This is a genomic window from Candidatus Tisiphia endosymbiont of Beris chalybata (assembly GCF_964026555.1).
GTDB lineage: Bacteria > Pseudomonadota > Alphaproteobacteria > Rickettsiales > Rickettsiaceae > Tisiphia.
On sequence record NZ_OZ032159.1, the window covers coordinates 1,321,916 to 1,338,362 of the forward strand.

Genomic DNA, 16,447 nt, shown 5'->3' on the forward strand with positions numbered 1-16,447 from the left:
CCATGATAAAATAAAAAAACAATTTTTGAAAGACGAGTAGTATACTTAATATTTTTCTACATAAGCCTTACTTGAATCTCTTAAATCTATTACTTTATAATTCTGATTAAATAACATATTTTCCTCATTTAGCTTTACAAGGTAGTTTAAGGCGTGCTTAAAATCGGCATCTGGCATTTTTATTGTAATGTTCTGCTCTAAATTGAGATTCCAGCGCCTTGACCCATATCGTACTGCAGAGATAATTTTTGTCTTTAATGCCGGGCACGGCTCCAAATACTCAATTAATTTGCTAGTATTAATATTAGCATCTGAACCTACCACGTGCAGCAGATTAGAGAAATTCTCTATATTATTAGTAATTTTATATCCTTCTTCATCAATAAGCGAAATTTGACCATTAAACTGCCAAATAGCAATAGGGACCCGTTCAACTAGCCTAATATAAAGCGTACATGGCAACCTGCGTTCAATAACTGTGACATTTTTTACCCAAGGGTTACCCTTTAAACTATTTTTAATTAAAGCTAGATCTAAAGAAAAAATAGGAGTACCTTTATCAGCATTTAAAGTAGCCAATATATCTTCTTCATTAATATTATCTTGTCCTTCTATTAAAACATTTTCAAGTCTAAAACCTATATCTGAAGTATACTCATAAATATTTTGAGTGATTTCCTGTTTTATAGTACTAAAGGAGGAGGTAAAGAAAAATAGACACAAAAAAATTAGCAAAATTATTTTAAAGCACAATATTAATCTAATATATATTAGAGCAAACTTTCGGCGCAAAGGAATATTAATTTTCTTTTTCTTAGAAACATTTTTCTTCTGCGTCATGTCTCAAAACTTGCTGTCTTAATTATTTCTTCTACTAATGAAGTGAAATTTATTCCTTGTAAAGCAGCTATTTCTGGAACAATTGATAATGGCGTCATCCCAGGGTGGGTATTAATTTCCAATACAAAGAACTTATCGCTCCTTTGATCAAAAATAAATTCTACCCTTACTACCCCTTTACAATTCATAGTATAATATATTTTCTCGGATTCTTTTAATAATTTCTCATAAATAGCGGGAGGCAAGGGAGCTGGGCATAAATGTTTGGCATAGCCTTCTGTATATTTAGTATCATAATCATAAAAACGTCTTTTTAGCAGCTGTATTTCTAACACTCCTAATCCTTTGCCGTTTAGTACGGCCACCTGTACTTCCCTACCTTTTATATATTCTTCCACTAAAATCTGATCACCATAAGGAAAATCGTAATTAGCAAAGTTAAAATCATCTTCTGGTAATACTATCTCTACCCCTATACTGGATCCTTGAGCTAGAGGTTTTATAACGTAGGGCCGGGGCATAGGATCATTCTTAATATTGCTAGATTTATTAACCACAATACCCTTAGGGGTATTGATAATATTCGCAATAAACCAAAATTTTGAATAGGTTTTGCTAAATGCTAAAGACGAGGCAAAAACTCCGCTATGAGTATAAGGAATACGTAAAATATTTAGTAAACCAGGAAGACAACCATCTTCTCCATAAGTACCATGTAGGCAATTATAAACAATATCGGGTTGTATTTCTAAAAGAATGCGGGCAATATCTACTCCCATATCTATAAAAGTTACCTTATACCCAGCTTTGATCAGGATTTTGCCTACCTCCCGTGATGATACTAAAGATACTTCACGTTCAGCTGACATCCCTCCCCCTATTAGGGCTATATGCTTTTTTCCTTCATTATTTAATAAGGTTACTTTAGAATTAGCAATAAAACTAGTAGTATATTTATTCATATTTTCCTATCCGCTTAATCTCCCATTCCAAGCTGATTCCACTATCCTGCAGTACCTTCTCTCTAACCAAATCCCCTAAAGTCTCTAAATCATGAGCAGATGCATTTCCGTGATTTATCATAAAATTACAGTGTAATTTAGATATTGACGCTCCGCCAACTTGATATCCTCTCATCCCCGCTTTATCAATTAATTGCCATGCTTTGCAATCTTTAGGGTTGGCAAAGGTGCTACCTCCTGTCCGTTCTTTAATAGGCTGAGTAGTCTGCCTAACGCTACTTATTGTATTCATCGTGGAGGTAATCATCTCCTGATTCCCTATTATTCCTTTTACAATAGCCCTAATTATAATCAAATCATTGGGTAAATTAGTACCACGATATTTAAAGCCTATTTCTTCATTAGTAATAGTTATAAACTCTCCTTTTGCAGTTATCGCCTCAATACTTAATATAATATCCTTAAATTCTGAATTATACGCTCCCGCGTTCATTACCACCCCGCCGCCAACAGTACCGGGTATCCCAATTAAAAATTCAAAGCCACTAATTGAATTTTCTTGGCTGAATTTAGCAAGATTAAAATTTAGGCAAGCCCCTCCTACGGATATTGTATTATCAGGCATTAATTCTATATTAGTAAAATTTTGTCCTAATTTTATTACTACTCCCTCTACCCCTTTATCTCTAATAATAATATTGGAGCCGGTACCTAAAATAGTGACAGCAATATTTGGGGGTTTTGTTAATAAAAAATTCGCTAAGTCATGAGAATTAGCAGGCTTAAAAAAAATTTCAGCTTCCCCCCCTACTTTAAACCAGGTTAGGTGTTTTAGAGGATAATTCTTTCTATATTCTCCTTGCACTTCAGGTAATTGCATCATGGATCTAATTTAAATTTTTTAGTGATTACTCTAGGTTCTGTGAAGGAGCTTCAAGAATTGGCGTGCGTCTGCGCCCTAAAGATCGAGCTGTTTAAAGTTGGCAAATTGCCCGGCCAAACTATTAGCCCAGCTAGAGATACTTCCTGCTCCCATCATAATGATAATATCTCCAGGCATTGCTTTATCCATAATTACTTTAGGGATATCTTCAGGAGAGGCCAGAAAGGAGGCCTTCAAGTGGGCGCCGCTATTCTGAATTTGTTCCACCAGGCTTTTACCAGTTATGCCTTCTATTAATTTCTCGCCTGCTGCATATATATCAGTTATATATAGTTGATCCGCTTCACTGAAACAAGTAACAAAATCATTAAACAAATATTGCACTCTCGAATATCTATGAGGCTGAAAAATTGCTATAACTTTACCATTTTGTTTATCGGCAATATTTCTAGCAGTCATAAGGGTAGCTTTTACTTCCTCTGGATGGTGAGCATAATCATCAATCACTGTAGCCCCGTTATATTCCGCAACTTTGGTAAATCTTCGTTTCACACCTTCAAAATTACTAAACCCATCCTTAATGATTTTAATACCAAAATCAAGTTCTACAGCTACCGATATAGCTGCTAAAGCATTCAGTACATTATGTCGGCCCGGGGTAGGTAACGTAACTTGCTCTATAGTGATAGTCCCATTGACATTAGGGAGGGTGATTTTTACATCAAATGTAGATGAAGCAATACCAAAATCTAAATTAAATGCTTGTATATTGGCATCTTTAGAATCTATCCCATAAGTAATAATTTTGCGATCTAGGATTTCATCTACTAAATTCCTTACTACCTTATGATCAATACAAGCAACTGCAAAGCCGTAGAATGGCAAATTAGTGACAAAACTTCTAAAAGCTGCAATTAAGCTATTAAAATCCTTGTAAAAATCTAAATGTTCAGGATCAATATTAGTGATCACCGCAATTGTTGATGGTATATGGATAAAAGTGGCATCTGATTCATCAGCTTCTGCGATTAAATAACTTCCTGAGCCAGTATATGCATTAGTAAAGCGGTTATTAATAATACCGCCATTAATAACGGTAGGGCAAAGGCCAGCTGCCTCAAATAAACAAGCCACAAGTGAGGTGGTAGTAGTCTTGCCATGTGATCCTGAAATTGCTACCGAACATTTTAACCGCATTAATTCAGCTAACATTTCCGCTCGCCTAATTACCGGTATTTTTCTGCGCAACGCTTCTTGAATTTCAGGATTATCTTTATTGATCGCAGTGGATACCACTACATATGACACATTAGTAATATTCTGGGCATGATGGCCAATATAAACCTTAATCCCGCTATTTTCTAATCTTTTTGTGTTATAATTTTCAGCGATATCAGAACCTTGCACTTTATAACCAAGATTATGTAATATTTTAGCGATTCCGCTCATACCAATTCCGCCGATACCCACAAAATGGATAGTGTCAAGTGTACCGTTTATTTTTTTTAGCTCTAATAGAATCATTGTCTTTCATGAATAAAATTGATATATACCACTCAACTTTGCTAATTGTTTTTTTATTTTATTGTGAACTCACACGTTCATGTACTACTTTGTACACTGTAATTGCTTCTCACACCATGTCAAATAAAATGAGGGCTCTTGAAATCCATTGAGTATAGTTTATTTACTATAAATATATATCATTAAGAGTAAACCTAATAAATGCTAATCTTTTATTTTATTAGTTAAAGCCGGGGCAAAAAAATCTCCTTGCATCCCATCAACTTTTAAATCGATCAGAAATTTAGCTATCTCACCATTTTCCACAAATTCTGCTACCGTAATAGCGCCTATCTCTTCAGAAATTTTTATTAATCTAGAAATAAAAGCTTGTGATTGTGCATTACTGGTAATATTACGTACATAGCTACCATCTATCTTAATAATATCTATTGGTAAGTTTTGTAATTGATCAAAAGAAGTAAAACCACTTCCAAAATCATCTAAAGCAAATTTACAGCCAAATTTCCTCAGTTTTAGCATGAAAGAGGATATTTGTTCATAATTATTATTAAAAGTAGTTTCCGTAATTTCAATGATTAGCCTTTCTGCTACATTATAAGTTTGTAATAGTTTTTCTGCTATTGCTAATAAGGGAGGATCTAATATACCAATATTAGAAATGTTCACTGCTAATTTTAGATCCTTATTGGCAGCTAACTCCTTAATTGCCATTTCTAAGACTATTTGATCTATTATAAAAATTAACCCTTTCTTTTCCGCTTCTAGAATTAGGCTTCCTACGGAAATTAAGTTATTTTTAGCATCAGGGATTCGTAGTAAACATTCATAATAGCTGATGCTCATTGTTTTACGATCAATAACAGGCTGGTAAGCAAATACCATACTTTTATTGCATAAGGCCCTCCTCAAAAGATTAAGTTGCCGATTAGCATTTTTAACAGCTTGTATGTTATATTGCTTATTATCATATTCCCGATAATATAACTGATCGCCTTGATAAGAAAGTAACCAATTTAATAGCATATATATTTCTTGTGCATTTCTACTGATTTTAGGAAATTCTATACTAGCAATGCCGCAGCCTATATAAAAATCTGCTTGAGCATTTTCAACATAAAGCTGGGATAATAAATGGATTTTTAGAGCAATTTCACGTACTAGCTGTTGTTCTTTTATAGGTAAAACTAGTAAGATTCGATCTGCTGCTATTTGTTTATATATTGAGATGTGTAGATTAGGTTTCTTAGTAGTTACATTACTTAATAATATTAAGGTTGATAAATATGACTCTATACTTCTGGTGCTTATACTCCGGAAATACTTATCTGATTTATCCCAAGTAATTAGTTCACCACAAACTTCTTGAATAATTTTATCTAAAATACCAATTACTTTACTGTTAGAATTATCTATAGAATTTAATTCATCATAATTTAATAACTTAAAAGCAATACAATAGCCTTTCTGTATCTCATCAATTTTTAACTGGAAACTGTGACTTTCAGTTATTTTGTCATCTAGTTCTGGCATAATTACTTTATAAATACAGTTTTACTAAATAATGAATTTCTAATATAATGATACAAGTAAAAGTTTTAGATACATAAGCCCATGACCAGGATAAATAGAATAAAAAGCAAATTAGAGGTGTTAAAACCACATTATTGCGAAATACTTGATGAAAGCTCTAAACATTCAGCCCATACGGGCGGAGCTATAGAAAGTCATTTCATTATTAAAATTGCTGCAGATATTTTTACAGGCAAAACTTTATTAACGCAACATAAGATGATTAATGAGCTTTTAGTAGATGAACTAGCAAATGGGTTACATGCATTAACTATTAACATAAAAACTTAAAAACAATATAATAATTTAATATGAAAGCAAATAATTTTTTAAAAGTAATTTTAGGCACTGGTGCAGTAATGCAGAAAGCTGCTAATAGCGCTATTTCAGAAGGTTGTAAGTTAGTAGAAGATAAAATAGTTAAAGGTAATTATGTTACTAGGGAAGAATTTGAAGTAATGCAAACTTTGGTAATAAAATTACAAAGTGAATTACGGGAATTACAAAAGCTTACAATATTGACCCAAGATAAAAATGATTGAATATTCTGTAAAGTTGTAGTCAACACTTAAAAATTTTGTTAAAAATATGTTGAATAAAAGGATTAAAATTATGAATCATAGCAATGGAAAAGATAGCACAGAAGAAGAAAAATTACTCTCTTTTAAGGAGAGACCAGCAGAGGCAGTGGCTGAGGACACATTTCTCGCATCTGTATTAGCTAAATTAGAGGCAGGTGAGAGTGGATTCACTCAAAGACAGGAGGAACTTAAGATTAACCAATATATTCAAGTAGAAGTAACAGTAGAAAGAGGAGAGGAAAAACATAACAGCATATTAACCTTGGTTCTTGAAGATGAGCAACCCAATAGAGAAAACTACCTTAACTTAGCAAGGGAGCTTCTAAATAGTGGCAAAATAACTACCTTAATATATTCAGGTTTACAATCTGCAGAAATCACCACTTTAAGTGAGGCTTGGCAGAAATGGGGGCACGTTGCTACTCCTTCTCATAGCTCCCTAGTAAATATCCATCAACCCTGGCACACTCTTACTCTCTTTGCAGAACAATCAGAACCAGTGGTAGAGTTAAGGGGAGATAGGGTAGAGGCTCATTCTTGTATTATATTGTGATGATTTATACTCATTAGGTTAGACTAGATCACTTATCAATAATGCTCACTTATTTTGTCTATTCATGCTAGGTTCTTATATCTACTTATAACATATCTCTAAAATATAAGAACCTAGTTTTACGCCCAAATTTACTACTACGTAAGGTGAGTTAATAAATATTTAACAAAAAAAGGGAGTAAAGTGTATGATGTATAAAATCCCCGAAAAAAGCCTAGCTAGTAAAGAAAAATTTTTAGAGGAGGTACAGTCAATTTTAGTGAGTTCTGAGGAGGGTATTTACTCGACGTGTTATCAAGGAATACTAATCAATAAGCAAGCGGGAGTATTCTTACATAGAAATGAAGAACCAAATATTAGTAGGAGCATACTAGAGCTTCTAGATAGCCCACCACCTAGCCCGAAGAAAGAGGTTATTTATAAGGCTGCAGTAGTGCTACCAAAACTTCAGGTCACCTTAATCTTGGATTTGGAGGCATCTCCTCATAACAGACAAGACTTAATAGAATTAGCGGCTGACGCCTTACTGTCATATCCCTCAATTACTCAGCTCAAGCATTCAGGTTTAAAGCCAGAAGAAATCGCTACTTTAACTCAGCGGTGTATTAATCAGGAAGTAGGGATAGCTGAGCAGGAAGGAAAAATGTTACCTGCGGAAGAAATCGCTGATTCCCCTCCTTGCATCTATTCTAGCTCATCGTTCTCAGAAGAACCGGGTGAGGAAGGAACGATAGGATTAGTAGGAGAAAATTCTCATACAGTAGATTACAATTGATAAGTATACTGCTCGTACCTGAAGAGTTGCTAGACGAAGTTCAGCGAGTATATAGAAATTTAAGGAATAGATTTATTTCGGTTAACTCCCTCTATGCCTAAAATCTTTATAGAATTTTCACTTTAAAGCTATGCCTATGGTAAGGTGAAATACCATATAATTTTATCGCTTCTAAATGTTCTTTTGTGCCATATCCAGAATTCTTATGCCACATATAGTGGGGAAATTCTTTAGAATACTCATACATTAAACGATCTCTCGTCACTTTCGCGACAATAGATGCAGCGCTGATAGAAAGCGATAAATTATCTCCATTTATTATACTAATAAACCGTAAATCCTCAAATTTCATATTACCATCTATTAGGACAGTAGCAGGAGTAGCGGGTAAGTTGGCTACGGCAATAATACAGGCTTTTTTAGTGGCTTCTAAAATATTGATCGCATCTATCTCGTCTTGGTGAACTATTCCAATCGACCAAATATAATGTTGAGTAATTTTATCATATAGTAATTCACGCGTTTTTTTGTTGAGTTTTTTAGAATCTTTTATTCCCTCTATAATTTTTGTTTGATCAATAATAACCGCCGCTGCTACTACCGGTCCTACCAAAGGGCCTCTACCTGCTTCATCTACTCCAGCTACTGGACTTAAATATTTTTGTTCTACTTTAAACATTCTGTTTGCCCCTTAATAATTTAACCTTAATAATTTAATTTGTGCTAAACAGGCCGCTACTGCTGTTTCAGTTCTAAGAACCGATGAACCTAAGCTTATAGAGTGGCAATTATCAGTTGATACAAGTAGCTTTAATTCACTAGCAGAATACCCCCCTTCTGGCCCTACTATCATGATAATACTTGCGGGAAGGGTTGTCGCAAACCTGAATAAAGTGTTATTATCCTCTTCATTTTCGTTAGCATATAATATAAATTTATTATAATATTGTTCCAGGAATAGAGGAAGTACTATGGTCGGCTCAAGAGTTGGAGGCACCAAACGCTCAGATTGCTGCGTATATTCTATAATACATTTTACTAATTTTTGACTATTAATATTACCCGATTGAACTCGCTGTGTTACTAACGGTACAATTTTGGTGGCTCCAAGTTGCACTGCCATATTTATTGCATCTAGCATCCTGTCATTTTTAATAATAGAGAGACCCAAAATAATTTCTGGTTCAGGGGTTATTGCTCTAAAAACATTGTTAATTTGTGCAGATAAATTATTTTTGGTTATATCAGTAATCTGTGCTATAAATTCTCCATCTTGATTATTAAAAATTCTAAAGCTATCACCTACTCGGAGCCTTAATACTGTTTTAAGGTAATGCATATTATCTCGTGAAAGTTCTAATAAGCAACTTTCAATTAGTTTAATATTAGCGTATATTCTAGGGATTTGAGAAAACTTCATAATTTTAGGTTATTTATGCATGAGAGTGAACAAGATAATAATATAGTAAAAAAGCAAAAAGAAAACCCAAAGGAAATAGGAGGGGTTAAAGGGCAAGAGCCAACTACCCATGGAGATTGGCAACATAAAGGTAAAGTAACTGATTTTTAAAAACCATTAATAATATCTCGGAAATGCCAAACTGTTCTCAAGTAAAAATACTACCTTATGAACCACAAGAACTATTTTATTTAGTACTTGATATCCAGTCATATCCTAAATTTTTGCCTTGGTGTAAAGCTGCTAAAATTCTTTCAGAAACAGACAATCAAATTATAGCAGAACTAGTAATACAATTAAAAGGTTTCTCAGATAGCTATAAATCTCGGGTTACCTATACCAATAATTTGATTTATTCCATTGAGGTAGAAGCAATTTCAGGCCCATTTCAGTATTTAAAGAACTCATGGAAATTTTCTCCAATAGATACTGGTACGCAAATAGAATTCTTCATTGATTTTCAAATGAAATATACAATAATTAATAAATTAGTTGAGATGTTCTTCAACGAAGCGACCCAAAAAATAGTTAATGCTTTTGAAGCAAGAGCTAAAATTCTATTAACTCCCATAATATAACAAGTTTTTAATGACATGACTAACGAAAATTCTCTGTTAATAATTGATGGTTACGGTTTTATATTCAGAGCATATCATGTTCAACCGCCTTTAAGCTCGCCCCAAGGATTACCTATTGGAGCGGTATATGGCTTTACTTCCATGCTGTTAAAAATATTAAATGATTTTAAACCTAAACATGCGGTAGTAGTGTTTGATAGTGGGGGCAAGAATTTTCGGCACAAAATTTACGAGCCATATAAAACAAACAGACCCACGCCTGCGCAGGATTTAATTGATCAACTACCGCTAGTACGTCTAGCAGCGGCGAGCTTAAATTTTACTATAATTGAGAAAGAAGGATATGAAGCAGATGACATTATCGCCACTTTAGCTCATAAAGCTACTGCTGCTTCTAAAGATACTATCATTATTTCTTCAGATAAAGATTTAATGCAGCTAATTAATATCCATACTAAAATGTATGATCCTATGAAAGCAAGATATATCTCCCTGAAAGAAGTAGTAGAAAAATTTGGGGTTGAGCCTAACCAGCTAAGAGAAGTAATGGCATTAATTGGTGACAAATCAGATAATATTCCCGGCGCACCTGGTATTGGCCCTAAGACTGCCGCTTCTCTTATTAAACAATTTGGTTCTGTAGAAGAAGTTTTAAAATCACTGAATCAAATAGCTAATGCACGTCAAAGAGAAATTTTAACGAAGTCCCAGGAATTGGTTTTACTATCATGGCAACTAGTAGGCTTAGAATACAATGTGAATATAGAATTTGATCTTAATCAATTTTCTTGGACCCCTCCTGCCAGTGAAAAAATCTCTAATTTTTTAATTGAATATGGTTTTAAATCATTATATCAAAGAGTAGAAAATTTATTTCAGGTACAAATCCCTAAGGTAGTATTACATACTTCTAACGAAAAAATGAAATTCGAAATTCAGGAAATTCTCTTACCTGACGAACTAAATTCTTTGATGGAGGAAGCTGAAAGAGTTGGTGTCGTGGGTATTTATTTGTCAACTCATCAAACACAACATTCATACCTATTATTATCGATTGCTAATAAATACTATCAGCTTAAATTTGCTTCGCCACAAGGTAGCGAGATGCCTAAGACACTAGAACTCTTTCAAGATTCGCAGCGAGCTGTGAATTTGTCCGCCAAATCTAGCCAGAGCTGCATACCTGTACCTTCGTACACTGCGGTTTCGTGCGCCTCATCTCCATCAAATTGCCTGCTCGAGGCGAGCGGTGAGCAAGGCTTACAGTCCGATAATTTTGGTGAAAATAATTCCAACCAATGGTTTATGGAGTCTATAATTAATTTGTTAAAAGATCAATCCATTAAAAAAATTACTTATAGACTAAAAACCCTGTTAAAATTCTTTGATAATATTGCCGATCAAATCGCCTCTGTGGAAGATTTAGAATTAATGCAATATACAATATCGGCAGGTAAACCACAAAAAGATTTAGTAGAACAACTAAAAAAAGCGGATTCAGAAAACGCCATAGTAGAAATTCTAGGCAATTTTAGTGGAAATTATCAAAAATTGTTACTAGAACTAAAAAATAACCGTTCATTAGCTCTATATAAAGAGATTGATTTACCTTTATGTTACTTACTTGATAAAATGGAAAAGGTAGGTATTAAGTTAGAGGGCAGCTACCTTCAAAAATTATCAAATGAATTTGGTGTTGAAATTGCTACTCTAGAACAGGAAATTTTCGCTATTACAGCTATTCAATTTAATATTGCCTCCCCCAAACAATTAGGCGAAGTATTATTTGAGAAGATGCAATTACCATTTGGTAAATTATCACCTAAAACAAAATCCTATTCTACTAGTGTAGAAATTTTAGAAAAGCTTAGTGATACAGGTTTCAAGGTAGCTGATTTATTGTTAAGATGGCGACAACTAACCAAATTAAAAAATACTTATACCGACAGTCTGCCTCTACAAGTAAATCCGGCTAGTGGCAGGATACACACAACGTTTTTACAAACTTCCACTACTACCGGTAGACTTAGTTCGCAAGATCCTAATTTGCAGAATATTCCTATTCGCTCTACTGAAGGGAATAATGTGAGAAAAGCTTTTATTGCAGAAGTTGGGCATAAATTAATCTCAGCAGATTATTCGCAGATTGAGCTGCGAATTTTAAGCGATATAGCAAATATCCCGTCATTAAAACAAGCTTTTATCGAAGGCAAAGATATCCATAGTAAAACAGCATGTAATATATTTAAAATAGCAGAGGAGGATTTAACATCTGAGCATCGCCGTAAAGCCAAAGCAATAAATTTTGGAATTATTTATGGTATTAGTGCTTTTGGATTGGCAAAGCAGTTAAACATTTCAGGAGCTAAGGCTGCCGAATATATTAAGAAATATTTTCAGGAATATCCAGAAATTCAAAAATATATGGAATATACTAAAAACTATGCCAAGGAACATGGATATGTTATAAATCTTTTTGGGCGCAAATGTTTTGTTCCTTTAATATTAGAAAAAAATTATACGCTGCAGCAAGTTGCAGAAAGAGCAGCCATTAATGCCCCAATTCAGGGCACCAATGCTGATATAATCAAAATAGCTATGATCGAGTTGGACTACGCCCTAAAACAATTACAATTAAAAACTAAATTAATTCTCCAAATTCATGATGAATTACTATTTGAAGCACCTATTGATGAAATAGAAATAGTTACAAAAGTTATCAAAAGCACCATGGAAAAGGTTCCTAGATTAACTGTGCCAATTATTATAGAGATGAAAACAGGCAATAATTGGTTTGAGATACATTAATCCTCTCGCATAATTCATATCAGAGGAGTATATTAATGAGGAAAGCTCTCTAAAGATTTCAATTTCAGCTCTTCAATATTGAATGTTACAATAACGACCGCCCCTCCCTCAAGGCAATTAGCTATATCCAATGTTCCTGCGTGGTCTTGAGCTATTTTCTTAATAATAGCCAATCCCAGACCGCTACCTTTAGATCTAGTTGTGATATAAGCTTCTGCTGCTTTATTAATTAAATTAGGAGGAAAACCTACCCCGTTATCGGTTACTGTAATCATTATTTGACCTTGTAATATACTAATGGAAGTAGTAATAATCCCCAGCTGCGATCTAGCCATTTGAATAGATTCTTCAGCGTTTTTTAATAAGTTAACCATAATCTGATTAATTTGGGTAGTATCACAAATAAAATCTATATAAACGTCAGTAGTAGTGAAGTTATATAATATTTTGTCATTAATTAATTTACGTGAATCAACTATATTCTTTACCAGCGGTACTAAGTCACAATTGGTAAATATTGGAGCAGGTAGCCGGGCAAAGTTAACAAATTCTGATACAATTTTCTTAATATCATTAGTATGACTGATAATCATCTGAATATATTTATTAAATTCTGTTTTATCCTCCACTTGATTGCTAAATTTTCGTAGTAATCTTTCCGAAGCAAGATGAATGGGCGTTAAAGGGTTTTTAATCTCATGCGCTACTTTTCGGGCGACATCAGACCAGGCAAGAGCACGCTGGGCTATCATTAAATCCCTTTGCTGGCGATCAATTTGTTTTACCATCCTATTAAATGCTGATGATAAGACACTTATCTCATCTTTATTCACCTGGCTCTCTGGCACCTGTATCGTTAAGTCCCCTGCTTTTATTTTCTCTGTAGCAATAACTAATTTTCTAATAGGATTTATTATTTTTTGGGCAAAAATCAAACCCCAGCTTATAGCAACTAATAAAAGTAATAAGGCAATAAAAATAAACACTATAGAAAATTTAATCTGCATACTGGATATATGCTTCTTAAGGCGATAATATTCCTCAGCTGCCCCATTAGTTTTATCTATATGGTCAATAATCTTATCATCAATTAGCCTACCCACTAATAAATAAATATCATTATGATCTTTAAGTTTAATAAGCATTCTAAGCATAGTAGGATCAGTCTTGATTTCAATTATTTCTCCTGTATTAGCTCTTTGTATTAGGTAATCTGGGATGTTCAAAAATGACAGAGCAAAGCTTAAATAAGTATTAGCAATAATGGTATTAGTAGGTTTATGAAAAACTATCGCTTCTACCAAAGAACGTGCTTCAACCTCACCATCTAATATTTTAGTAAATAAAGCTTGATTATGTATTAAATCATAGTAATAGTACATATCGCTTAAGTCATCAGCAACAGATATAGCTGTTTCCCGTAGTTGCAGCCTATGTTCATCTATATAAGATTCTGCTACAATGATTGACTGGTCTAGAACAGCCGAGATCTTGTGATCAAACCAAGCTTGAATGCCAAAATTGAAAAAATATGCAGAAAAAACAGATACAATAATTGTGGGAATAGCCGTTACTAAACTAAAAGCAATAATAATGCGGTTTTGTAATTTTGAAACTCTTCCCTGGCTATCTTCTCTAGTTATAAGATTTTGTAAAAATTTACGAGATACTACAATACCAAGGAGTAAAATTACTACTAAGTCTATAAGGAGCAGACCTATTACCCTACTTGGATCAGGACCAAGATAATGATCATCAATAGAAATTGAGTAATAGGTGCCCCAAACCAATATTATGGCTATTACTGTGAGGATAAATAATAACTTCCTGCTATTAAAATATTTTTTAAATCCTCGATGATAATTAAACATCTTATAATTCAAATTCCAATCTTCAATTTAAGCAAATTCAAGTAATACCTGGCCACTAGTCACTTGATCTTTTTCATTAACCAATATTTTGGCAATTTTTCCGCTACGTTCAGCAATAATTATATTCTCCATTTTCATAGCAGTTAAAACCATAATCTCTTGCCCGATAATTATCTCACTTCCTTCCTGTACCTTAATGGCGATAATTTGTCCGGCAAGTGGTGCTTGTAATTCCATTTGTTCTTCGCAAGTAGATTTAGTAATCATCAGCGCTTCTAATTCAGATAGTCTTGTAGAACGCACATATGTTGTAACATTAATACCTGAATGTGATAATATGTACCCCGTGGTAATATTTTCAATCTTTACATTAGCTTTTCGGCCATTTACTACCCCAGAAAAAAGCCTACTCCCTAAGGCCCAATTACTGCGTATATATATTCTGTCATGCTCCTGTCTTATATTATATCCATCCTCTACTGACTTAATGAGCACTGGGAATAAGTTATCATCAATTGAAACAACCCACCTAGTGCCGATTTTATTTACTTGATCAATCGTTTGTCCGGCAATCAATGAGGCTCGTTTCTGTTCAGTAATATAAATAAAAATTGTAGTAGCTAAAAATATTTTTGTAATATCTGAAGTTAGGGTAGCTCCAGAAAAACCATGCGGATACTCTTCCTCTATAAAGGAGGTATTGATATCTCCTGCTATAAAACGCGGATTAGATATTAAAGCTTCTAAGAAACTAATATTATGAGAAATGCCTCGAATAATATACGAACTCAAAGAAGATCTCATAACCTCTATTGCTTGTTCGCGTGACTCTCCATAAGTGCATAATTTTGCAATCATAGGGTCGTAAAACATGCTGACCTCTCCGCCAAGCCCTAAGCCTGTATCCACCCTGATATTGGCATTTTTTGGCGGCTCAGAATATTCAGTAATTCTGCCACTAGATGGTAAAAATCCCCGCATTGGATTTTCTGCGCAAATTCTGGCTTCAAACGCATGCCCCTTTAATTTAATATCTTCTTGGGAAAAGGATAATTTCTCGCCTGCAGCAATTCTTATCATTTCTTCTACTATGTCAATGCCTGTCACCATTTCAGTCACAGGATGTTCAACTTGCAATCTCGTATTCATCTCAAGAAAATAAAAATTTTTATCTAAATCAACTATGAACTCGACTGTACCTGCGGAGTAATAACCAACTTTATTTGATAACGCCACTGTTTCTTCATACATTTTTTGTCTTATTTCTGGGGTAATAAAGGAGCTCGGTGCCTCCTCAATTACCTTCTGGTGATAACGTTGAATAGAACATTCACGTTCACCAAGACAGACACTATTACCGTACTGATCAGCTATTAACTGTATTTCAATATGCCGCGGTGATCTAATTAATTTCTCAATAAATAATCTTCCATCACTAAAATTATTTACTGCTTCAAGCTTAGCTGATTCGAAGGCATTAGCCATTTCTTCAGAATTTTTCACTACCCTCATCCCACGTCCACCTCCCCCTGCTGCTGCCTTAACTATTACAGGAAAACCTATTTTTTTGGCAATTTCTACTGCCTGACTGATGTTGCTAATAGTGCCAATATAGCCTGGCACCGTACTTACACCCGCTTCAATAGCAATTTTTTTTGCCTCTATTTTGTCCCCCATTTTCTTAATAGCAGAAGCATTGGGGCCTATTAAAGTCACTCCTTCTCTTTTTAAAATATTAGCAAAATTAGCATTTTCTGATAAAAATCCATATCCTGGATGTACTCCGTTTGCTCCGCTCGTTCTAATAGCATTTATAATATTTTTGATCGATAAGTAGCTTTCGGTAGCTGGAGAATTGCCAATATAATAGGCCTCATCAGCATATTGTACATGCATTGAATGGGTATCAGCCTCGGAATATACCGCCACTGATTTAATACCCATTTTTTTTAAGGTCCTCATTATCCTTAAAGCTATTTCACCACGATTAGCGATTAAAATTTTATCAAATAACGGCTTAGTCATAAAATCTCGTGCTTAA

The 16,447-nt window shown here is 34.0% G+C and carries 15 protein-coding genes and 1 pseudogene; 7 read left to right on the plus strand and 9 right to left on the minus strand.

The window, feature by feature from the left end; all coding sequences use genetic code 11:
- Positions 1-45 precede the first annotated feature (45 nt).
- The 5 genes from AAGD44_RS06415 to AAGD44_RS06435 all read right to left on the minus strand — a co-directional run bounded on the left by AAGD44_RS06415 (position 46) and on the right by AAGD44_RS06435 (position 5,757).
- Positions 46-840 carry a cell division protein FtsQ/DivIB gene (locus tag AAGD44_RS06415; protein WP_341763862.1) on the minus strand — a complete coding sequence of 265 codons (795 nt, stop codon included), beginning with the start codon at positions 838-840 and terminating at the stop codon, positions 46-48.
- Complete coding sequence (locus AAGD44_RS06420; RefSeq protein ID WP_341763863.1) at positions 837-1,802, minus strand: D-alanine--D-alanine ligase; 966 nt, start codon at positions 1,800-1,802, stop codon at positions 837-839. The genes AAGD44_RS06415 and AAGD44_RS06420 overlap by 4 nt, the downstream gene beginning before the upstream one ends.
- Complete coding sequence (gene murB, locus AAGD44_RS06425; protein WP_341763864.1) at positions 1,795-2,685, minus strand: UDP-N-acetylmuramate dehydrogenase; 891 nt, start codon at positions 2,683-2,685, stop codon at positions 1,795-1,797. The genes AAGD44_RS06420 and murB overlap by 8 nt, the downstream gene beginning before the upstream one ends.
- Positions 2,686-2,760: 75 nt before the next feature.
- Entirely contained in the window at positions 2,761-4,209 is a 1,449-nt protein-coding gene (murC, locus tag AAGD44_RS06430; RefSeq protein WP_341763865.1) for a UDP-N-acetylmuramate--L-alanine ligase, read from the minus strand.
- Positions 4,210-4,413: 204 nt separating this feature from the next.
- Positions 4,414-5,757, minus strand: a complete 1,344-nt coding sequence (locus tag AAGD44_RS06435) for an EAL domain-containing protein (protein WP_410521013.1) — start codon at positions 5,755-5,757, stop codon at positions 4,414-4,416.
- A 66-nt stretch (positions 5,758-5,823) separates the two neighbouring features.
- Between AAGD44_RS06435 and AAGD44_RS06440 the strand changes: the two genes are divergently transcribed.
- The 4 genes from AAGD44_RS06440 to AAGD44_RS06455 all read left to right on the plus strand — a co-directional run bounded on the left by AAGD44_RS06440 (position 5,824) and on the right by AAGD44_RS06455 (position 7,690).
- A complete protein-coding gene (locus tag AAGD44_RS06440; protein WP_341763867.1) occupies positions 5,824-6,072 on the plus strand; it encodes a BolA family protein in 249 nt (82 codons plus the stop codon).
- 20 nt (positions 6,073-6,092) lie between these two features.
- Positions 6,093-6,323 carry a hypothetical protein gene (locus AAGD44_RS06445; RefSeq protein ID WP_341763868.1) on the plus strand — a complete coding sequence of 77 codons (231 nt, stop codon included), beginning with the start codon at positions 6,093-6,095 and terminating at the stop codon, positions 6,321-6,323.
- A gap of 46 nt (positions 6,324-6,369) precedes the next feature.
- Positions 6,370-6,915, plus strand: a complete 546-nt coding sequence (locus AAGD44_RS06450) for a hypothetical protein (protein ID WP_341763869.1) — start codon at positions 6,370-6,372, stop codon at positions 6,913-6,915.
- A gap of 187 nt (positions 6,916-7,102) precedes the next feature.
- Positions 7,103-7,690 (plus strand): hypothetical protein, encoded by a 588-nt coding sequence (locus AAGD44_RS06455; protein WP_341763870.1) that lies wholly within the window; start codon positions 7,103-7,105, stop codon positions 7,688-7,690.
- A gap of 106 nt (positions 7,691-7,796) precedes the next feature.
- Here the strand turns inward: AAGD44_RS06455 and AAGD44_RS06460 are convergent, their stop codons facing one another.
- Together AAGD44_RS06460 and AAGD44_RS06465 are read right to left on the minus strand one after the other, a co-directional pair.
- Entirely contained in the window at positions 7,797-8,369 is a 573-nt protein-coding gene (locus AAGD44_RS06460; RefSeq protein ID WP_341763871.1) for a ribonuclease HII, read from the minus strand.
- Positions 8,370-8,381: 12 nt separating this feature from the next.
- Positions 8,382-9,110, minus strand: a complete 729-nt coding sequence (locus AAGD44_RS06465) for a 16S rRNA (uracil(1498)-N(3))-methyltransferase (RefSeq protein ID WP_341763872.1) — start codon at positions 9,108-9,110, stop codon at positions 8,382-8,384.
- A 36-nt stretch (positions 9,111-9,146) separates the two neighbouring features.
- Between AAGD44_RS06465 and AAGD44_RS06470 the strand changes: the two are divergent.
- The 3 genes and pseudogenes from AAGD44_RS06470 to polA all read left to right on the plus strand — a co-directional run.
- Positions 9,147-9,260, plus strand: a pseudogene (locus AAGD44_RS06470) (DUF1674 domain-containing protein); the annotation flags it as partial.
- Between the two features lie 23 nt (positions 9,261-9,283).
- Positions 9,284-9,727 carry a type II toxin-antitoxin system RatA family toxin gene (locus tag AAGD44_RS06475; protein ID WP_341763873.1) on the plus strand — a complete coding sequence of 148 codons (444 nt, stop codon included), beginning with the start codon at positions 9,284-9,286 and terminating at the stop codon, positions 9,725-9,727.
- A gap of 15 nt (positions 9,728-9,742) precedes the next feature.
- Positions 9,743-12,535, plus strand: a complete 2,793-nt coding sequence (gene polA, locus AAGD44_RS06480) for a DNA polymerase I (protein WP_341763874.1) — start codon at positions 9,743-9,745, stop codon at positions 12,533-12,535.
- 32 nt (positions 12,536-12,567) lie between these two features.
- Here the strand turns inward: polA and AAGD44_RS06485 are convergent, their stop codons facing one another.
- Together AAGD44_RS06485 and AAGD44_RS06490 are read right to left on the minus strand one after the other, a co-directional pair.
- Positions 12,568-14,406, minus strand: coding sequence for a sensor histidine kinase NtrY-like (locus AAGD44_RS06485; protein ID WP_341763875.1), 1,839 nt, complete (start codon positions 14,404-14,406; stop codon positions 12,568-12,570).
- Positions 14,407-14,433: 27 nt separating this feature from the next.
- Positions 14,434-16,431, minus strand: coding sequence for an acetyl/propionyl/methylcrotonyl-CoA carboxylase subunit alpha (locus tag AAGD44_RS06490; RefSeq protein ID WP_341763876.1), 1,998 nt, complete (start codon positions 16,429-16,431; stop codon positions 14,434-14,436).
- Positions 16,432-16,447 lie beyond the last annotated feature (16 nt).